Source organism: Cobetia sp. LC6 (assembly GCF_030264805.1).
Classification (GTDB): domain Bacteria; phylum Pseudomonadota; class Gammaproteobacteria; order Pseudomonadales; family Halomonadaceae; genus Cobetia.
The window spans coordinates 147,219-165,214 of the sequence record NZ_JASSPL010000005.1 but is presented as its reverse complement, the minus strand read 5'-3'; the positions used below and the strand labels follow the sequence as shown (position 1 = coordinate 165,214).

18 protein-coding genes are annotated in these 17,996 nt (G+C 61.9%); 13 read left to right on the top strand and 5 right to left on the bottom strand.

Annotated elements, in window-relative coordinates:
* Positions 1-92: 92 nt before the first annotated feature.
* Positions 93-1,475 (top strand): NAD-dependent succinate-semialdehyde dehydrogenase, encoded by a 1,383-nt coding sequence (locus QQF40_RS08315; RefSeq protein WP_285461039.1) that lies wholly within the window; start codon positions 93-95, stop codon positions 1,473-1,475.
* A gap of 218 nt (positions 1,476-1,693) precedes the next feature.
* Here QQF40_RS08315 and QQF40_RS08310 read toward each other — a convergent pair whose 3' ends face one another.
* Positions 1,694-2,560: a cation diffusion facilitator family transporter gene (locus tag QQF40_RS08310; protein WP_285461038.1), complete on the bottom strand. Its 867-nt coding sequence runs from the start codon at positions 2,558-2,560 to the stop codon at positions 1,694-1,696.
* Positions 2,561-2,932: 372 nt separating this feature from the next.
* Here QQF40_RS08310 and QQF40_RS08305 point away from each other — a divergent pair, with 372 nt between their 5' ends.
* From QQF40_RS08305 to QQF40_RS08290, 4 genes are all read left to right on the top strand, one after another.
* Entirely contained in the window at positions 2,933-3,862 is a 930-nt protein-coding gene (locus QQF40_RS08305) for a DMT family transporter (protein WP_285461037.1), read from the top strand.
* Positions 3,863-3,957: 95 nt separating this feature from the next.
* The gene (locus tag QQF40_RS08300) at positions 3,958-5,064 is read left to right on the top strand and encodes an endonuclease/exonuclease/phosphatase family protein (RefSeq protein ID WP_285461036.1); all 1,107 of its coding nucleotides are present in this window, start codon (positions 3,958-3,960) and stop codon (positions 5,062-5,064) included.
* A gap of 87 nt (positions 5,065-5,151) precedes the next feature.
* Positions 5,152-6,036, top strand: a complete 885-nt coding sequence (locus QQF40_RS08295) for a YiiX/YebB-like N1pC/P60 family cysteine hydrolase (RefSeq protein WP_285461035.1) — start codon at positions 5,152-5,154, stop codon at positions 6,034-6,036.
* Entirely contained in the window at positions 6,026-6,526 is a 501-nt protein-coding gene (locus QQF40_RS08290; RefSeq protein WP_153635950.1) for a YehS family protein, read from the top strand. Before QQF40_RS08295 ends, QQF40_RS08290 begins: the two co-directional genes overlap by 11 nt.
* 89 nt (positions 6,527-6,615) lie before the next feature.
* Here QQF40_RS08290 and QQF40_RS08285 read toward each other — a convergent pair whose 3' ends face one another.
* The 3 genes from QQF40_RS08285 to QQF40_RS08275 form a co-directional block, all read right to left on the bottom strand.
* Entirely contained in the window at positions 6,616-6,951 is a 336-nt protein-coding gene (locus tag QQF40_RS08285) for a metalloregulator ArsR/SmtB family transcription factor (RefSeq protein WP_285461106.1), read from the bottom strand.
* 406 nt (positions 6,952-7,357) lie between these two features.
* Positions 7,358-8,221, bottom strand: coding sequence for a PA4780 family RIO1-like protein kinase (locus QQF40_RS08280; RefSeq protein ID WP_285461034.1), 864 nt, complete (start codon positions 8,219-8,221; stop codon positions 7,358-7,360).
* A 148-nt stretch (positions 8,222-8,369) separates the two neighbouring features.
* Positions 8,370-9,455, bottom strand: a complete 1,086-nt coding sequence (locus tag QQF40_RS08275) for an NAD(P)-dependent alcohol dehydrogenase (RefSeq protein WP_285461033.1) — start codon at positions 9,453-9,455, stop codon at positions 8,370-8,372.
* Positions 9,456-9,785: 330 nt separating this feature from the next.
* Between QQF40_RS08275 and QQF40_RS08270 the strand changes: the two genes are divergently transcribed.
* Complete coding sequence (locus tag QQF40_RS08270) at positions 9,786-9,974, top strand: PFL_1563 family small protein (protein ID WP_084589604.1); 189 nt, start codon at positions 9,786-9,788, stop codon at positions 9,972-9,974.
* Positions 9,975-10,179: 205 nt separating this feature from the next.
* Positions 10,180-10,737: a LabA-like NYN domain-containing protein gene (locus tag QQF40_RS08265; protein ID WP_285461032.1), complete on the top strand. Its 558-nt coding sequence runs from the start codon at positions 10,180-10,182 to the stop codon at positions 10,735-10,737.
* A gap of 152 nt (positions 10,738-10,889) precedes the next feature.
* Here QQF40_RS08265 and QQF40_RS08260 read toward each other — a convergent pair whose 3' ends face one another.
* The gene (locus tag QQF40_RS08260) at positions 10,890-11,660 is read right to left on the bottom strand and encodes a UTRA domain-containing protein (RefSeq protein ID WP_285461031.1); all 771 of its coding nucleotides are present in this window, start codon (positions 11,658-11,660) and stop codon (positions 10,890-10,892) included.
* Between the two features lie 640 nt (positions 11,661-12,300).
* Here QQF40_RS08260 and QQF40_RS08255 point away from each other — a divergent pair.
* The 6 genes from QQF40_RS08255 to QQF40_RS08230 all read left to right on the top strand — a co-directional run bounded on the left by QQF40_RS08255 (position 12,301) and on the right by QQF40_RS08230 (position 17,981).
* Positions 12,301-13,389: an ABC transporter substrate-binding protein gene (locus QQF40_RS08255; protein WP_285461030.1), complete on the top strand. Its 1,089-nt coding sequence runs from the start codon at positions 12,301-12,303 to the stop codon at positions 13,387-13,389.
* A gap of 92 nt (positions 13,390-13,481) precedes the next feature.
* Positions 13,482-14,315: an alkaline phosphatase family protein gene (locus QQF40_RS08250; RefSeq protein WP_285461029.1), complete on the top strand. Its 834-nt coding sequence runs from the start codon at positions 13,482-13,484 to the stop codon at positions 14,313-14,315.
* A complete protein-coding gene (locus QQF40_RS08245; RefSeq protein ID WP_285461028.1) occupies positions 14,315-15,163 on the top strand; it encodes an ABC transporter permease in 849 nt (282 codons plus the stop codon). Before QQF40_RS08250 ends, QQF40_RS08245 begins: the two co-directional genes overlap by 1 nt.
* A complete protein-coding gene (locus tag QQF40_RS08240) occupies positions 15,147-16,127 on the top strand; it encodes an ABC transporter permease (protein WP_285461027.1) in 981 nt (326 codons plus the stop codon). The genes QQF40_RS08245 and QQF40_RS08240 overlap by 17 nt, the downstream gene beginning before the upstream one ends.
* A complete protein-coding gene (locus QQF40_RS08235; protein WP_285461026.1) occupies positions 16,127-17,314 on the top strand; it encodes an ABC transporter ATP-binding protein in 1,188 nt (395 codons plus the stop codon). The genes QQF40_RS08240 and QQF40_RS08235 overlap by 1 nt, the downstream gene beginning before the upstream one ends.
* Positions 17,307-17,981 (top strand): HAD family hydrolase, encoded by a 675-nt coding sequence (locus QQF40_RS08230; RefSeq protein WP_285461025.1) that lies wholly within the window; start codon positions 17,307-17,309, stop codon positions 17,979-17,981. Before QQF40_RS08235 ends, QQF40_RS08230 begins: the two co-directional genes overlap by 8 nt.
* The last annotated feature ends 15 nt before the right edge of the window (positions 17,982-17,996 follow it).

Here is a 17,996-nt window from a genome sequence, read left to right as displayed (position 1 = left end):
AGCCAATGAAGTGACTGCCTCAAGGGCCGATCTCGATCCCTCGCGATCCCCATACAGTCACTTGCTGAACCAGCACCCACCAGGGAGGCAAGATGAGCAACAAGACACTGACCGCATCCAACCCGGCCAATGACAAGGTTCTCAAGGAATACGCCACGCTGAGCAAGGAAGAGGTTCAGCAGAAACTGGAGCAGACGCGCAAGGCGTACTCGAGCTTCAGCCAGACCACCGTGCAGGATCGTGCGCAGCGCCTCACCGTTCTGGCGGACCTGATCGATGAGCATCAGAAGGAAATCGCCACGCAGATCGCCCATGAGATGGGCAAGCCCTATGATCAGGGCATCAGCGAGACGCAGATTTCCTCCAGCATCGTGCGCTTCTATGCCGACAACCTGCCCAAGCTGATGGAAACCGAGCAGCGGGATGTCGATGGCGCCGTGCGAGCCAAGATCGTCAAGGACCCCATCGGCGCCGTCCTCGGCGTGATGCCGTGGAACTATCCGCTCTATCAGGTCATCCGTTTCGCGGCTCCGGCCCTGGCGGGCGGCAATGTCTGCCTGATGAAGCACGCCTCCAATGTCCCGGGCTGTGCCGATCTGATCACTCAGCTATTCCACAAGGCCGACTTTGAAGAGGGTATCTTCACCTGGTTGCCGGTGGGTTCGGAGATGATCGAGGACATCATCAATGATCCTGTCGTCCAGGGCGTGACCCTGACCGGCAGTGAAGAGGCGGGTCGCAAGGTCGCCGAGCAGGCAGGCGCGGCGCTTAAGCCAAGCGTGCTGGAGCTGGGCGGTATCGATCCGCTGATCGTGCTGGATGACGCCGACATCGAGCGTGCAGTGGATCTCGCCATCGCCGGGCGTTTCGACAATACCGGCCAAAGCTGCGCCGCTTCCAAGCGCCTGATCGTCGACAAGTCTCTCGCCGAGGACTTCTCCAAGCGCCTGATCGAGAAGGTCAAGGACATGCGCATGGACGACCCGATGAGCGAAGGGGTCGATATCGGCCCGATGTCTCGCAAGGACCTGCGCGATGACCTGCATGACCAGGTCCAGCGCGCCATCAAGGCAGGCGCCAAGCTTGAGTGCGGTGGTGAGATTCCGGATCGCGACGGTGCCTGGTATCCGCCGACGGTGCTGACCAACGTCACCCAAGGCAATCCGGCCTTCAATGAAGAACTGTTCGGTCCGGTTGCCTCCGTGGTGGTCGCGGACAACGAAGCGCATGCCATCGAGCTTGCCAACGACTGCCCCTATGGCCTGGGCAGCACCGTGGTGGCCAAGGACGACGAACGGGGTGAACGCGTCTCTCGTCAGCTACAAGCTGGCATGAGCTTCGTCAACCGCCCGACCACGCCCTTCGCCCAGCTGCCCTTCGGTGGTGTCAAAGGCAGTGGCTACGGTCGGGAGCAGAGCGAATATGGCTTCGGTGCCTTCATGAACATCCGCACCGTCTATGTCGCTGAACACTGAGTCCCTGTACCTTAAGGCGTAACGCAACGCCAGCGACACTACACAGCTGAAGACTAAGACTGAACAGCTGAAGAGACTGCAGTGGATGATTCACTCCAGACCATTCGCGGCAATGAACAACGCCCCGCTTTTCAGCGGGGCGTTTTGCGTCAAGGATTCGCAAGCTCTGCCTTACGATATTCCCTCTCTCGACCATCGCACTGATCGCACCCATCAGGTCAGCGCATCACGCAGCCCTGCAGGCATGCTTCACCTTCCAGCTGAACCGTGACGTGCGAGATGTCATGGCCGTCGCGCAGATAGGCCTGAACACGCTCCAGCACATCGCCGGGTACGCTGGTAGCGGCCACGACGACGTGCAGGCTGGCAATCGGCGACTGAGGCGTCAGCCCCCACAGATGCAGGTCATGTACGCTCTCCACGCCCTCAAGCGCCAGAACGCCGGCCTGGATATCGGCATGGTCGAGCTGCTCCGGCGTGCCTTCCAGCAAGGTGTGCGCCGACCGCTTCACCAACGACCAGGCACCGCGCAATATCAGCACTGCCGCGAGCACTGACAACAGCGGGTCCGCCTGATTCCAGCCGGTGGACATGATGATCAGCGAGGCGACGATGGCCGCCACCGAGCCGAGCAGATCCCCCATCACATGCAATACCGCGCCACGCAGATTGAGGTTATCCTGATCGCCCTGATACAGGATACGAAATGCCGCGATATTGACAACAAGTCCAAGCACGGCAATCGCCAGCATCGGCCCCGCCAGTACGTCGGAGGGCAGCCAGAGCCGCTTGACGGCGGCCACCACGATCGCCGCCCCAATCACCAGCAGGGTCAGGCCATTGACGAACGCGGCCAGCACCTGAAAGCGCGCATAGCCGAAGGTCAGCTTGCGGGTCGCCGCCCGATGCCCGAGGCGAAACGCGCCCCAGGCCAATGCCAGCGACACGGTATCACTGAGCATGTGCCCGGCATCCGCCAAGAGGGCCAGTGAGCCCGCGACCAGCCCGCCGACCACCTCCGCCAGCATGAAGCCGCCCGTCAGATACATCGCCAGCCTGACGCGTCGCTCGCTGTCGGCGGTCACCTCAGGCGCATGATCATGGTGGTGCCCGTGTGAATGACCGTGCGAATGATCATGTGAGTGGCCGTGTGAATCTCCATGCGCGTGACCATCTGAAGGGTCGGAGCCATGAGAATGATCGTGAGCGTGCTGCCCGGAAGGCTCATGCGAGGGTTCGCGAACCTCATCTTGCGGTGTCGATGCCATTCAACCTCCGGCCATCTAATGAAAAAAGAAACGTGTCTGCATGATGCGCAGCGTAACGTCGAAAGTCGCGCGTCTTTCAAGACGCATTGGCGGATTTTCGCGTTCCGATAAAGGCCAGCAACCACTGCGCCAGCTTGATAGGATAGTTATCACTTGCGAAGCAACGAATAAAGGATTCCCGCCTTCCCCATGAGCCTCTCCTCCGAGACGACCCCCTCCCGCTCGCCTTTCAAGGCCGATCTGCTGCTCCTGCTGGTCACCATCATCGCCGCCGCAGGCTGGATCTTCTCCAAGGAGGCGATGGCCGGCATGCCCCCTCTGCTGTTCATCGGCAGTCGCTTCCTGCTTGCGGGGCTCATTCTGGCCATCTTCGATGCGCGCTCACTGGGCCAACTGTCCACCGCGCGCAAGCTGCGCGCAAGCGGCGTCGGTGTCCTGTTCGGGGGTGCCATGGCCTGCTGGTCGCTAGGGGTCGCACTATCTGATCAACTGGGCGTGATCGCCTTCATCAACAGCTTCGGCATCCTGATGGTGCCGGTACTCGCGCGGCTGTTGTTCAAGGACAGGCCGCCGATGAGCACCTGGATCGCACTGCCCACCGCTCTGCTCGGTTTCGCCCTGCTCGGCATGGGCCAGCCCGGCGCGACCGATGGCTTCACCATCGAGCCCGCCCAGTGGCTCATCTTCGGCGCCGCCTGCCTGTTCGCACTGGTGTTCAACTTCAATTCACGCCTGGTACGCAATATCCCGGCTCTGCCGCTGACGGCCATCCAGCTGATGACCACCGGCGCCACCTGCCTGATACTCTCGGCGCTCAGCGAGAGCTGGCCCGCCGGCATCAGTCTCGACATCCTGAGCTGGTTCCTGGCCAGTACCCTGATCGCCAGCACGCTGCGTTTCTTCCTACAGATCTACGCACAGGGCCTGACCACGCCCAGCCACGCCTCGGTCATCCTGATGCTGGAAGCGGTCTGGGCCGCCCTGATGTCGGCCGCCTGGTTCGGTGAGCGCATGACCCTGATCCAGATGACCGGCTGCGGCCTCATCTTCACCGCCCTGTTGATCAATCGCTGGCAATGGATCTCACGCCTGTGGCGTCAGCGGCGGGCTGCCTCGTGAGAAAAGCGTCCTGACTTGAGTGTCAGGCATGTCGCCACCATGTCTGACGCTTGAGCGTTCGACTTCCCGCCCCATTCTCTGCCACCGGAGCCACCATGATCCCCACGCTACTCGGCGTACTGACGCTGCTGATGGCAGCCTTCACCCTGCTGCCACTGACGCGTATTCGCCATTGGTCGGTACGCATCATGGATTTCCCCCGTCTGCAGCTGGCCGCATTGTGGGCGATGTTGTTGATCGCCGACCTCGCGGTGTCCGAGCTTGCCTTCGGGCTCAGGGTGTCACTGGCCGTGATCGCCGTGGCCGGTCTTGTCTATCAGGCACACTGGATCGTGCCCTATACCCGCCTCTTTCCCTGCGAGTCCGCGCGCACCAAACAGCATGACCGGCAGCGCCAGGTCCGTCTGCTCACCGCCAACGTCCTGACCAGCAACCACGACAGTGACAAGCTGCTGGCCATCATCGAACGCGAACAGCCCGACGTGCTGGTGACGCTGGAATCCGATGACTGGTGGCAGCAGCAGCTCGACGTGCTCGAGGCGGATAGCGAGCAATACGGCTATACGCATACCCTCAAATGCCCGCTGGACAACCTCTACGGCATGCATGTCTATTCACGCCTGCCACTGCATGACGCCAGCATCAACTACCTGGTCGAAGAGGATGTGCCGTCGATGCATGCGCAACTGGAACTGGCCAGCGGTGATCGCGTGCGAGTGCACTTCCTACACCCGGCGCCGCCCAGCCCGACCGAGAATGACGAGTCATCCGAGCGGGATGCCGAACTGATCATCGTGGCGCGCAGCGTCGCCGACAGCCAGCAGCCGGTGATCGTGACCGGTGATCTCAACGACGTGGCCTGGTCTCGCACCACGCGCCTGTTCCGCAAGCTGTCCGGCCTGCTGGACCCCCGCGTCGGCCGTGGAATGTTCAATACCTTCCACGCCAACATTCCCCTGCTGCGCTGGCCGCTGGATCACCTCTTCCATAGCGAGCACTTCAGTGTGGTGCGCGTGGCGCGCATGGAAGCCTTCGGCTCCGATCACTTCCCGCTGCTCACCGAACTAGCACTGACACCCGCCCAAGACACCGGCGAGACGCTCGATGCCCCGGAGCCGGACGCCGACGACCAAGCCGAGGCCAGCGAGACCGCCAACGATGAGAATGTCAGCCAGCAGGACGTGCCGAAGCCCGAGCGCTGAGCACGACATGCCTGAGGTGGCATTTGGCTGAATTCTCCAAAAGGTCTCAGGCTGGCTGATGAGGGTTGAGCCATACGGGAGGCAGGCATGCGAGGACTCGACTGGCTGGGCACGCGGCTGGCGCGTCATCTCACGGCGCCAGGCAAGCTGCCGGCGCATCGCGCCACGTCATCACCGGAAAATCTGGCTGCCACCCTGCAGCGCGGCGATGTCCTGCTGGTCGAGGGCTCCTCGCGTATCAGCACCGCCATTCGCTACCTCACCCAATCGGCCTGGTCTCACGCCGCACTCTGCGTGCGCACGCCGCTGGACAGTAGAGGATGCCCGGTCAAGGGCGACTGCCTGCTGGAAGCGGATGTCTCCGCCGGAGTGCGCCGCGTCCCTCTCAACTTTTATTGGCATCAGCACACGCGCATCTGCCGTCCGGTCGGACTCACGGAAGACGAGATCAGCGCGTTGATCGCGCATGCCGAGGCGCGCCTGGGCCATCAATATGACCTGCGCAACATCGTCGACCTGGCTCGCTATCTGATTCGCACGCCACCGGTGCCAAGCCGCTATCGACGCCGCATGCTGGCACTGGGCAGCGGCGACCCGACCCGTGCGATCTGCTCATCGCTGATCGCCGAGGCCTTCCAGGCCGTGCGCTATCCCATCCTGCCAGACAGTGACGTCCTGCCCTCCAGCGACCCGGCATGTCTGCACTGCTATCAGGAGTTGCTGCATATCCGCCATCACAGCCTGTATGCGCCCTGCGACTTCGATATCTCGCCCTACTTCGACATCATCAAGCCCACCCTCTGTGCGCCGGATTCGATCCCCATCGCCTGCAGTGGAGCGAACCGCCCGCCTGATCTGGTATGCTGCGCGCCATCCGCGGCTTTGCTGGCTGACACCTGTGCATCAGCCCTCCTGTGCCGCCTGCTGCCCTCTGACACTCTTCACGACCGGAACCACGCCCGTGACCAATAACGACATCATCCGTCGCCTGCGCTACGCGCTGAATCTCTCCGATACCGACATGATCAACACCTTCGCTGCCGCGGACCACGAGGTCTCACGCGCCCAGATCAGCGATTGGCTCAAGCGCGATGATGATGAAGCTCAGCAGCGCATCAAGGACATCGACCTGGCCAGGTTCCTCAATGGCCTGATCAATGTGCGTCGTGGCAAGCGCGAAGGCGCCCAGCCGGCGCCTGAAAAGCGTCTCGACAACAACGTGATTCTGCGCAAGCTCAAGATTGCCTTCGAGCTCAAGGATGACGACATGCTAGAGCTGCTGGCACTGGCCGGTTTCGAGCTGATCACCAAGTCCGAGCTGTCTGCCTTCTTCCGCAAGCCCGACCATCGCCACTACCGCGAGTGCAAGGACCAGATCCTGCGCAATCTGCTCAAGGGCATCGAACTGCACCATCGTCGCCATGACCCCGAGACCGAGCAGCACGCCGTCGATCCGGCCTGATCAGACATTGATATGCTCTCAACAACAACGCCGCCCCGGATTCCGGGGCGGCGTTGTTGTATGACGACAATGGAGGCACCAGCGGCAGCTCAGCATTCGCGGTTGGGACGCCCATCCATGGTGGCCAGGCGCGCCAGCAACGGCGCCATGCGGTGCTTGCTCCCTTCCGCAGCCGCGACCAGCATCGGCAATACCCAAGACGGAAGGTCAGGCATCAGACGATAATAGACCCATTGCCCCTGACGGCGATCCAGCAGCAGACCGCAATTGCGCAACTGGGCCAGATGGCGTGACACCTTGGGCTGCGACTCCTGCAACACGTAGGTCATCTCGCATACGCAAAGCTCGCCTTCTGCATGGACAAGCAACATCAGCACAAGGCGCGTATCGTCGCTGAGGCATTTGAAAAGACGTGTGGGGGTCAGAAGAGACAATGCAGAATTCCACCTGATTAAATGATGTGAGCGTTCCGCCAACCACAGCTGCAAGCGAGTGCGAATTTCGTTCAAGGCGCGCCCACAGGACACGGCAGTAGCCTCATTGCACGGGCCTTCGATATCCCTGCACACCAGCTCATCGGTCTGGTCATCCCACTGGCGGCATTGCTGCGTCGCCTTTTGACACCTCGCGATGGCGGTATCGAAGGGTTGCGACCGGTAGCGATCGAATCGCTTGCCAAGCCTGAATCATCGCCCCCCTCCCGCGCGTGCAAGAGGGTCCAGCAGCACATGCTGTTGCGAGGCACCATTTGCTCGCCACTCGAGAGCTCTTTCCAAGAGCTGCCTGCAACAACCCGAAATCCGGTCAGCAGCTAGCGGCTAGCAACTCTCGCTAGTCATCATCGCCCTCTTCGGCGCTCTTCTGGCGCGCCTTGCGCTCCTGCTCTTCTTCCATGGCCGCCATGATGTTCTCGAGCAGCGCATCCACGTCCGGCGCTTCGGCGTCGTCCTCATGAAGGCCTGTCAGCTCGACATCCGGGTCCATGTCGCCGGCCTCGAACAATGCCCAGATCTCGTCGGCGTAGCGTGTCTGTGCCAGTTCAGGCGCGAACATCGCGTAGTAGGCGGTGATATTGGCGACATCACGCGCCAACATACTCCTGGCATTATTATTGGCCGCAGCATCGACCGCCTGGGGCAGATCAATGATCACCGGGCCATAGTCATCGACCAGCACATTGAACTCGGACAGATCACCATGCACCAGGCCGGCATGCAGCATGCGCACGATGTACTGCATCATCAGCGCATGGTCTTCCCGCGCTTGCTCGGCGGACATTGAGACATCATTCAGGCGCGGTGCCACATTGCCGTCGTCATCGGTGACCAGCTCCATCAGCAGCACGCCATCGAAGCAGCCGAACGGCTGCGGCACGCGCACACCGGCATCGGCCAGACGATACAGCGCATCAACCTCGGCATTCTGCCAGGCGGCCTCCTGCTGGTTGCGTCCGAAGCCGGAGCCCTTCTCCATCGCCCTTTGACGGCGACTGTTACGCACCTTGCGGCCTTCCTGATACAGCACAGCCTGCTTGAAGCTGCGCTGGGCAGCATCCTTGTAGACCTTGGCACAGCGAATCTCTTCTCCGCAGCGCACGACATAAACCGAGGCTTCCTTGCCACTCATCAAGGGGCGGAGTACTTCATCGACCAGACCGTCATCTATGAGCGGCTGGATTCTCTTTGGCGTTTTCATCGCGTTCTTATACGCGTTTTGCGATACATCGGGAATCACCCTGCAGCAATTTTGTGACATACCTTACGACAAAACCCCCGCCAATGCGTCATTGGCGGGGGTTTCAGCATTCACTGACAGACTGGCTCGGCGGCAGCAGCGCCAGCGCTTATTGGGCGTTCTTGAGGCTCTGCATGTCAATCACGAAACGATACTTGACCTTGCCTTCCTGCATGCGCTTCCAGGCATCATTGATGGTGTCGATGTCGATCATCTCGATATCGCAGCCAATGTCGTGCTCGGCGCAGTAGTCGAGCACTTCCTGGGTCTCCGGCATGCCACCGATCAATGAGCCCGCCAGTACACGGCGCTTCATGACCAGGTTGCTGCCCTGCAGCGCGGGATCCACTTCCTGCACCAGGCCGACGAGGATATGCGTGCCGTCGTACTTCAGGGTATTAAGGTAAGGGTTGAGATCATGCGGCACCGGCACCGTGTCGAGCAAGAAGTCGAAGGTTTCGGTGGCGGCTACCATCTGCTCGTCATCCGTCGAGACGATCACATGATCGACACCATTCTCGCGCGCTTCCTCGACCTTGCTCTCGCTGCGGGTGAAGAGCGTCACTTCACAGCCCATCGCCTTGGCGAACTTGATGCCCATGTGACCAAGGCCGCCCATGCCGATCACCCCGACCTTGTCACCGGACTTCACGCCATAGTGACGCAGCGGCGAATAGGTCGTGACACCCGCGCACAGCAGCGGCGCGGCCACAGCCGGGTCGAGCTTGTCCGGGATGGAAACCACGAAGCGTTCGCTGACGACAATCTTGTCGGAATACCCCCCTTGGGTGAGGCTGCCATCGTGACGGTCCGGGCTGCCGTAAGTCATGGTCATGCCGTCGAGGCAGTATTGCTCGAGCCCCTTCTGACAGGCACTGCATTCACGGCAGGAATCCACCATGCAGCCGACGCCGACCATGTCGCCCACCTTGTACCGACTGACGTCATTGCCCACTTGGGTCACCCGACCCACGATCTCGTGCCCCGGCACCAGCGGATACTGAGAAAAGCCCCAGTCATTGCGCCCGACGTGCAGATCCGAGTGACAGACACCGCAATAGAGAATCTCGATGGCCACGTCATCCGGTCGCGGCTGGCGACGCTCGAAGTTCCAGGGCGCCAGGTCTGCCGTTTCGGATGCCACCGCATAAGCGCGAGTCTGGGCGTCAAAATCACCGTTGGAAGGGCTTGTCATGGAGTCACTCCTTGCTTGGTTGGTCGACGGGCAGCCTGATCATCCAGGATGGCTCAGCGCCTGTAAAAGGATTCGCATGCCATGCGGCAATCGCGATCATGCTTATTGACCTCTTGCCGACAGCCCGACTTTTCAATGGCTTGGCTGCCCTGCATCACTGTGTTGGCCAGATCGCAACAGCGCCCCACCAAGCTGCGCGAGGCTTGCAGACACAAGGAAAAGCGACGCAAAACATCAGGCTTCTGATTCCAAATTGACGCCATCAAGCAGCAAAGTTGCCACTGTGTTATCATGACTGTTCACCCCTCACGTCTTGGAACGGAGTCCCGCATGGCGAATACTCGTACTGCTGCAAAGAAAAAAGCACCGGCTGCTGTTGAAACTTCAGCCTCGCTTGAAGCTCAGATGCAGGCCTTCCTGGACCGTGGTGGCAAGGTGGATGTGATTGAATCCGGTGTCAGCGGCCAAGTCATTGGCGTCAAGCCGACCAAGCCGTCAAACCCTGCTGCCAAGAGCTGAGGCTTGCCCATCAAGCCTTGGTGCTCGAACGCGCTGCTCGCCTCACTCAACTGGCGCCTGCCATCGAGTCACTGACCGGTGAGAGCGTTGTTCATCGCTAGACCTCCAGCCGCTGCCCTGCATCATCAGGTAGCGGCCGGCTTCTTTCTGGGGAAAGGAAAATCACCTCTTGCCTACCCTTGCTCCTCCCGCCAGGGCGACGCCCATGCCAACATCCTCTTCGCGCGACAGCTCTCTCGACTCCCACCAGCACAGCGAGCATGTCTCTCGCGACGCGGATGGGGCACGCACACGCCTGGCCGTCTTCATTGATGTGCAGAACATCTACTACACCACCCGCGACACCTTCGGTCGGCAGTTCGATTATCGTCGCCTATGGGCAGAGCTCGAGCGCCTCGGCTCGATTCAGCATGCCTACGCCTACGCGATCGACCGTGGCGACCCCAAGCAGCAGCAATTCCAGCAGCGCCTGCGTGAGATAGGCTTTGAGGTCAAACTCAAGCCTTTCATCCAGCGCGGCGACGGCTCGGCCAAGGGCGACTGGGATGTCGGCATCACCATCGACGTGATGGAAGCCGCCCCCGAGGCCGATGAGATCATCCTCGCCTCCGGCGATGGCGACTTCGCCCTGCTGCTGGATCATGTCGCCACCCGCCACGCCATCACCACCCGCGTCTATGGCGTCGAAGCCCTCACCGCCCTCGCCCTGATGAAAAGCGCCCATCACTTCCGCGAAGTCGATGAAAGCCTGCTGATGCGCTGATACCGATCGATCGCGTCTCAACCGCGCTCGAATTCTGTCTGTCGCATAAGAAACGCCCGCACGCCCTCAACTAAACAAGGGGATGTGCGGGCGTTTTCGTCTGGGCCACCAACGGCTTGCCAGGCATTCAGGCTTTACCGCGAACTTGCCAACTAGCTCTGTGGTGCGGCACTCAGCGTCAATTCGATGGCGTCGTGGCGCCAGTGTTCATCATCGCAGTCCACCGCGCGGCCATTCTGATCGAAGTTGATGCGAGTGATGCGCTGCGCGGGGCTACCCTGCGCGGCGTTCAGCGCGGCGGCGGCCTCAGCGTCGAACACCGTGGAGGCCAGCTCGAAGCTTACGCGACTGACACGAATGGCGTATTCGTGCCGGTAGAGGTCGGTCAGGGAGTGGGCAGCGAGGTCGAAATCGAGGATGCCCGGGAAGCAGTCACGTCGCAGGTGATGGCAGACATGTAGCACGCGCCGCCCGTCGATACGCCGCACGCGAGTGATGCGATAGACCACTGAGCCCTCCGCAATCCCCAGCCGCCGCGCGATCACCGCGTTGGCGGCGACTTCTCCTGCCGCCAGTACCTCGGTGCTGGCCACCCGCTGCTGTGACTCGACCATGTCGCGAAATGGCAGGCACGCCAGCAAGTCATAGCGCAGTCGTGGCGGCGAGACGAACCAGCCCCGCCGATTCTCGCGATAGATACGCCCCTCCGCCTCCAGCTGCAGCAGGGTGTCGCGCAGGGTGACCCGCGTCGTGTCAAAGCGTTCGATCATCTCGCGCTCGGAGGGCAGGCGCTGTGAAGCGCGTAGCGGCGCTGCCTCAAGATGGTTCAGCAGCCTGCCCTTGAGCCCTGCCACGGGGACATCCGCGTCAGGAATTGCCGATGAAGCGGCGTCACTCTGTGGCTCAAGCGAAGATGAAGGCATGCGAAGTTCCTGAAAGATAAAGAAAGACAGCAATTTCTGGCGAGTCACTTGCATGACATCCAGGGCGTCCAGGATGGAAAGGGTCAGAGCAAAGCGATTTCTGTGGTCTAGTTCAGATGACCCGAAAAGCTCAGTGCGACTTTTCAAGACACGCTTGTCGAGACACGCATGAGGAGAATAGTGGCATTGGCGTGACAACTCGGTGACAGCGCAGCTCTGGCTGCCACGCCAGGCCAGTCATCACGCGCTGCCTTGTGCCTTACACGCCTATAGCTTTGGAAGATAGCGATCACTGGAGCCTGCGACAAGGCACGAAGAAGGCACGCAGAAGGAATGAGAGAGGCAGAGGCAGAGCCGCCACCCCATGCCATGACAACGACATGTTGACGACACGCAACTGTCACAGGCGAGCGCTAGAGTCGATTGTGCCTTTTGAACTGAACTAGACCACACAGTCTCGGCTGACTCGGCACTTGCCTGATCACTTGGCAGAGCAGTGGTCTGATCAATGATCCGAGAACGAGCCTGAGCAATGACCTGAGCACCCGGATGTGCTCTCAGCGCGTCGGCAGGGTGCCTGATGCCCGACACGCCTTACCTTCAGCGCAGCGATTGTTCATCACCTACTGGGGAAATCTCCTTGAAGTCGATTGCCACTACCTCATCCCGTTCCACCGGTCTGCTGGTTTCCACCTGCATGGCCGCCCTGTTGGGCAGTGCCTCCGTCAGTGCCGCCGACATTCCGGTTGACCTTCTCGAGGCCGCTCAGTCCGAAGGCCGTGTCGATAGCGTCGGCATGCCGGATAGCTGGGCCAACTGGAAGGACACCTGGGCAGACCTCGAGTCGAAGTATTCCATCGCGCATAGCGATACCGACATGAGCTCCGCCGAGGAAGTCGCCAAGTTCAAGGCCGAGGGCGAGAACGCCACCGCCGATATCGGTGATGTGGGCTTCGCCTTTGGCCCGATCGCGGTGCAGCAAGGCGTGACCCAGGCCTACAAGACCACGACCTGGGAGCAGATCCCGGAGTGGGCCAAGGACAAGGATGGTCACTGGGTACTGGGCTACACCGGCACCATTTCCTTCATGATCAACAAGACGCTGGTCAGTGAAGATGAGCGCCCGACCTCCTTCGCCGACCTCGCCGAGGGAGACTACAAGGTGTCTGTCGGCGCCGTGGGCAAGGCCTCCCAGGCCAACAACGCCATTCTGGCCGCCGCCTTCGCCAATGGCGGCAAGGAATCCGACCTGACCCCAGGCCTGGAAGTCTTCGCGGAACTGGCACGCCAGGGTCGTCTGTCACTGGCAGAGCCGAGCATCGCCAATCTGGAGAAAGGCGAAGTCGAAGTCGCCCTGCTGTGGGACTTCAATGCCTTGAACTATCGCGATCAGATCAACCGCGACACCTTCGAGGTCGTCATCCCGTCTGATGCCTCCGTCACCTCCGGCTATGCCACCATCATCAACAAGCATGCCGCGCACCCGAATGCCGCCAAGCTGGCCCGGGAGTACATCCTCTCCGATGCCGGTCAGCTGAATCTGGCCAAGGGGTATGCCCGTCCGATCCGCGCCGAGCACCTCACCCTGCCCGAGGATATCGCTGCCAAGCTGCTACCCAATGAGCAGTATGCCAATGCACGTCCGGTACAGGACTTCGCGGGCTGGGAAGCCAGTGCCAAGCAGCTGCCGCGTCAGTGGCAATCCCAGGTCCTCATCCATCAGCAATGATCCCCGGCCTCTGCTTCACGCAAGCAGAGCGCGCACCATCCTGACAGACGGCATCGCCTTCGCGGTGCCGTCTTGAGCTTTACGGAGTCACCATGTCTCAGCGTGTCATTCTTGTCGTGCTCGACGGTCTCAACCACGCCGTGGGCCGTCATGCCATGGGCTATCTGAGCGCCCTGGTCGAGGCCGGCCGTGGCCAGTATCAATCACTGGACTGCGAGCTGCCGGCCATGTCGCGCCCGCTCTATGAATGCCTGCTGACCGGCGACCTGCCTGTCGACTCGGGTATCGTCAACAACGGTATCGTGCGTCGCTCACGCGGCATCAGTCTGTTCGACCTTGCCAGCCAGCAGGGCAAGCGCACGGCTGCCGCCGCCTATCACTGGGTCAGTGAACTCTATGTTGCGGCCCCCTTCGTAGCGGCCCGCCATCGCTGGCTCGACAACCCGGAATCCGCCATCCAGGCGGGCATCTTCTATTGGCAGGACCATTATCCGGATGACCATCTGTTCAGTGACGCCGAAATGCTGCGCCTGCGTCACGATCCGGACTTCCTGCTGGTGCATAGCATGAACATCGACGATGCCGGCCATCGTCATGGCGGCGACACGCCGCAGTACCGCAACGCCGCGCGGCATGCCGACGTCGCCCTGGCCGACTATCTGCCGGCATGGCTGGAAGCCGGCTATCAGGTAATGGTCACCGCCGATCACGGCATGAATGCCGACCGCTCACACTCCGGCCTGCTGGAAGAGGAGCGTCGCGTGCCGCTGTGGACCTTCGGCAACGCCTTCGCCAACGGCGCCGCGACGAATCTCAAGCAGCGCGAGCTCTGCGGCACCCTGGCCACATTGCTGGGACTTGAGCACAGCAAGGCGAGCAATCCGTCGCTGCTGGTGAGCCATGCTGCCACGCGAGGCTTCCAGTGATGTCTGCCGCCTTCAAGCGCCGCTTGGCCAGCCCCGTCATGTGGTTGCTACCGTTTGCACTGATCTTCGGCGCCTTCCAGATCGCGCCGCTGGTGTGGGTGATGGTCAGTGCCTTCAAGACTCCCACCGGCTGGGGGCTGGCCAACTTTCACGAGATCGCCTCCTCGGCCTTCTTCCGACAGGCCATCTGGCGCAGCCTCGAGATCTCCTTCATGTCCAGCGTGCTGGGGCTGGCGATCGCCGCCGTGACCTGTCACAGCATGCACCGCTGTGGTCCGCGTCTGACGCGCATGATGATCGCCTTCACCAACATGACCAGCAACTTCGCCGGTGTCCCGCTGGCCTTCGCCTTCATCATCCTGATGGGCGCCAACGGCATGCTGACCCTGATGCTGGAGCGTTTCGGCCTGCTCGAGGACTTCAATCTCTACTCGCGTACCGGCCTGATCGTCATCTACACCTGGTTCCAGATTCCATTGGGCATCCTATTGCTGTATCCCGCCTTCAGCACCCTGAAGACGGAATGGCGTGAAGCCGCCAGCCTGCTGGGCGCCAATCGCCTCGCCTACTGGCAGCACATCGGCCTGCCGGTACTGTGGCCGTCATTGGCGGGCACACTCACCGTACTCTTCGCCAGTGCCATGGGCGCCTACGCCACCGTCTATGCGCTGGTGAACACCAGCTACAACCTGATGACCATCCGCATCGCCAATCTGGTCTCCGGGGACCTGTTCCTGCAGCCGGAACTGGCCAGCGCGCTGGCCTTGGTGCTGGTCGTCATTCTCGTCATCGTCACGCTGATTCAGCAATGGCTCATGCGCAGGAGCTACCATGTCACTTCCCGCTGAACTGCCCTATCGCCACGGCAAGCCCCTGCTGCCCAGCCTGATGGCCCGTCTGCGTGGGCTCAACCCCTACAGCGTGGTGGTCGGCAGCGTTTTCACCCTGCTGGCACTGCCACTGATAGCCACTCTGTTCTACGCCCTGGCGACACGCTGGGGCGCCAGCCTGACCCCCGACGCCCTGACCGTGAAATGGTTTCTGGAGCTTTGGACCACGCCGCGTTTTCTGGCGGCGTTCGGGCGCTCGCTGCTGGTCGCCGTCGGTGCGCTGGCACTGTCGTTGCTGCTGATCGTGCCGGTGGTGTTTCTCGCCCACACACGCTATCCGCGCCTGGACAGCGTGATGAATGGCCTGATCCTGCTGCCCTTCGCCGTGCCGCCCATCGTGTCATCGGTCGGCCTGCTGCAGCTCTACGCAGGCGGCCCGCTGGCCATCGTCGGCACGCCGTGGATCCTGATCCCCACCTATTTCACCATCGTGCTGCCCTTCATGTATCGCGCCCTGGCCAACAGCCTGCGCGCACTGGATGTAGCGTCCCTGATGGAGGCCGCTCAACTGCTGGGGGCAAGTCCGCTCAAGGCGTTCTTCCTGGTCGTGCTGCCCAATATCCGCGTCGGCATCCAGATTGCCGTCTTCCTGGCCTTCTCGTTCCTGGCCGGCGAATTCGTGTTCGCCAACATGCTGGTCGGCACACGCTTCGAGACCCTGCAGGTCTATCTGAACAATATCCGCGGCGCCAGCGGCCACTTCACCAGCGCCTTGGTCATCACCCTTTTCGTGTTCACTCTGATCCTGACCTGGCTCGGCAATCGTCAGCCCGCCGAACAGGAAATGCCCGCGGATGATCCCGGCGAGGCACTGGCCACCACCATGACCGACGGCTTGCCCGGCCCGGTACCGAGCGCCGACCCCGAGCCGCGCCACACCACTTACCAGTCGTCAGACTCCGCACCCCGAGGGGACCGCTGATGCTTGCCATCGATACCGCCACCACTTTCGACAGCCAGAGCGCCGGCGGCCTTCTGACCGGCGCCCTGCGCGAACGCGCCGCCGACCAGCACTACCTCAAGCTCAATGGCCTGGCCAAGAGCTTCGGCAAGACCCAGGTATTCGCCGAGATAGAGGCCGAGATCGCGCGCGGGGAATTCATCACCCTGCTCGGCCCCTCCGGCTGCGGCAAGTCGACCCTGCTGCGCGCCATCGCCGGGCTCAATGAGGTCGATGCCGGCCAGATCATCGTCGATGGTCACGACATCACGTCGCTGCCGCCGCAGCGTCGCGGCATCGGCATGGTCTTCCAGCACTATGCGCTGTTCCCCAACATGCGCGTGGCGGACAACGTGGCCTTCGGGCTGCGCATGAAGAAGGTACGCCCGGAAGAGCGCGAGCGGCGTGTCACCGAGGTGCTCAGATTGGTGGAACTGACCGATCAGGCGCAGCGCTTCCCGCATCAACTGTCCGGCGGCCAGCGTCAGCGTGTAGCACTGGCGCGTGCGTTGGTAGTCGAGCCGCAGATCCTGTTGCTGGACGAGCCGCTGTCGGCACTCGATGCACGTATCCGACGCCATCTGCGTGACCAGATCCGCGATATCCAGAAGAGCCTCGGCCTGACCACCCTGTTCGTGACCCACGATCAGGAAGAGGCGCTGCTGCTGTCGGATCGCATCTTCCTGATGCACCAGGGGCGCATCCTGCAACAGGGCAATGCCGAGGCACTGTATACCCGCCCGGTGGATGCCACGGCAGCAGGCTTCATGGGGCATTACAACCTGATCGGTCGCGAGCTGGCGCGCCCGCTGCTCGGCTACGAAAGCGACAGTCCGCGCGTGGCCCTGCGTCCGGAAGCGCTGTATCTGCAACCGGACACCAGCCCCCAGGGGCAGCAGGATGAATGCGCCAACTTCCCGATCCAACCCTTGCCGGACAATGCCGGCCCCGGCTGCCCGGGCGTGATTCGCCGCCACCAGCTGCTCGGCAATATCGTGCGTTACGAGGTGGACTGTCAGGGACTACGCCTGAATGTCGATGTCCTCAATCGCAGTGCTCGGCAGCTACTGCCGTGTCATCTGCGCGTGATGCTGCATGCCGATCTGGATGAGGTTCAGGCGCTGGGCGGGAACGAGACCGTCGCCACGTCGGAGGTGTCCCATGGATGACATCACGGGGCTTGCCATCTTCGATCTCGATGACACCTTGCTCGAAGGCGATGCCACGGGGCTCTGGACAGACTGGTTGATCGCGCAGGGCTGGATCGCCAATGGCAAGGAATATCGCGCAATCTGGGCACAACAGATGCTGGACTACGCGGCCGGTGAGCTGGACATGGAGACGCACCTGACCCACCTGCTGGCCCCGCTGGCGGGTCGCGCCGTCAGTGAGGTCGATGCCGAGGTGGCACGCTTTCTGGATGCCGAACTGATGCCGCGCCTGTATCGTGAGGGACTGGAGCGAATTCACTGGCACCGCGCGCAGAACCATCAGGTCGTGATCATCTCGGCCTCGACGGCGCATCTGGTCGCCCCCCTCGCCGAGCGCCTGGCGCTGGACGCGGCCCTGGCCACGGCCCTCGAGACCGAGCAAGGCTGCTACAACGGGCGGGCCTGTGGCATTCGCACCTTCCGCGAGGGCAAGCTTGCAGCACTCAAGGCATGGCAGCAGCAACACGCCAGCCACAGGGCCGGAGTGCCCAGCTGGGGCTATTCGGATTCACGCAATGATCTGGCCTTGCTGGAATTCGTCGATCACCCCTTCGCCGTCCATCCGGACCCGACCCTTGCCAACCTGGCGCGACAGCGCGCCTGGCAGACACTATGTTGGCAATGAAGGAAACCGGGTTGG

What these genes read in the sequence shown, in the direction of transcription:
- QQF40_RS08315 (WP_285461039.1), top strand. Translation starts at nt 93, where the DNA reads ATGAGCAACAAGACACTGACCGCATCCAACCCGGCCAATGACAAGGTT.
- QQF40_RS08305 (WP_285461037.1), top strand. Translation starts at nt 2,933, where the DNA reads ATGAGCCTCTCCTCCGAGACGACCCCCTCCCGCTCGCCTTTCAAGGCC.
- QQF40_RS08300 (WP_285461036.1), top strand. Translation starts at nt 3,958, where the DNA reads ATGATCCCCACGCTACTCGGCGTACTGACGCTGCTGATGGCAGCCTTC.
- QQF40_RS08295 (WP_285461035.1), top strand. Translation starts at nt 5,152, where the DNA reads ATGCGAGGACTCGACTGGCTGGGCACGCGGCTGGCGCGTCATCTCACG.
- QQF40_RS08280 (WP_285461034.1), bottom strand. Translation starts at nt 8,221, where the DNA reads ATGAAAACGCCAAAGAGAATCCAGCCGCTCATAGATGACGGTCTGGTC.
- QQF40_RS08275 (WP_285461033.1), bottom strand. Translation starts at nt 9,455, where the DNA reads ATGACAAGCCCTTCCAACGGTGATTTTGACGCCCAGACTCGCGCTTAT.
- QQF40_RS08270 (WP_084589604.1), top strand. Translation starts at nt 9,786, where the DNA reads ATGGCGAATACTCGTACTGCTGCAAAGAAAAAAGCACCGGCTGCTGTT.
- QQF40_RS08265 (WP_285461032.1), top strand. Translation starts at nt 10,180, where the DNA reads ATGCCAACATCCTCTTCGCGCGACAGCTCTCTCGACTCCCACCAGCAC.
- QQF40_RS08260 (WP_285461031.1), bottom strand. Translation starts at nt 11,660, where the DNA reads ATGCCTTCATCTTCGCTTGAGCCACAGAGTGACGCCGCTTCATCGGCA.
- QQF40_RS08250 (WP_285461029.1), top strand. Translation starts at nt 13,482, where the DNA reads ATGTCTCAGCGTGTCATTCTTGTCGTGCTCGACGGTCTCAACCACGCC.
- QQF40_RS08245 (WP_285461028.1), top strand. Translation starts at nt 14,315, where the DNA reads ATGTCTGCCGCCTTCAAGCGCCGCTTGGCCAGCCCCGTCATGTGGTTG.
- QQF40_RS08240 (WP_285461027.1), top strand. Translation starts at nt 15,147, where the DNA reads ATGTCACTTCCCGCTGAACTGCCCTATCGCCACGGCAAGCCCCTGCTG.
- QQF40_RS08235 (WP_285461026.1), top strand. Translation starts at nt 16,127, where the DNA reads ATGCTTGCCATCGATACCGCCACCACTTTCGACAGCCAGAGCGCCGGC.
- QQF40_RS08230 (WP_285461025.1), top strand. Translation starts at nt 17,307, where the DNA reads ATGGATGACATCACGGGGCTTGCCATCTTCGATCTCGATGACACCTTG.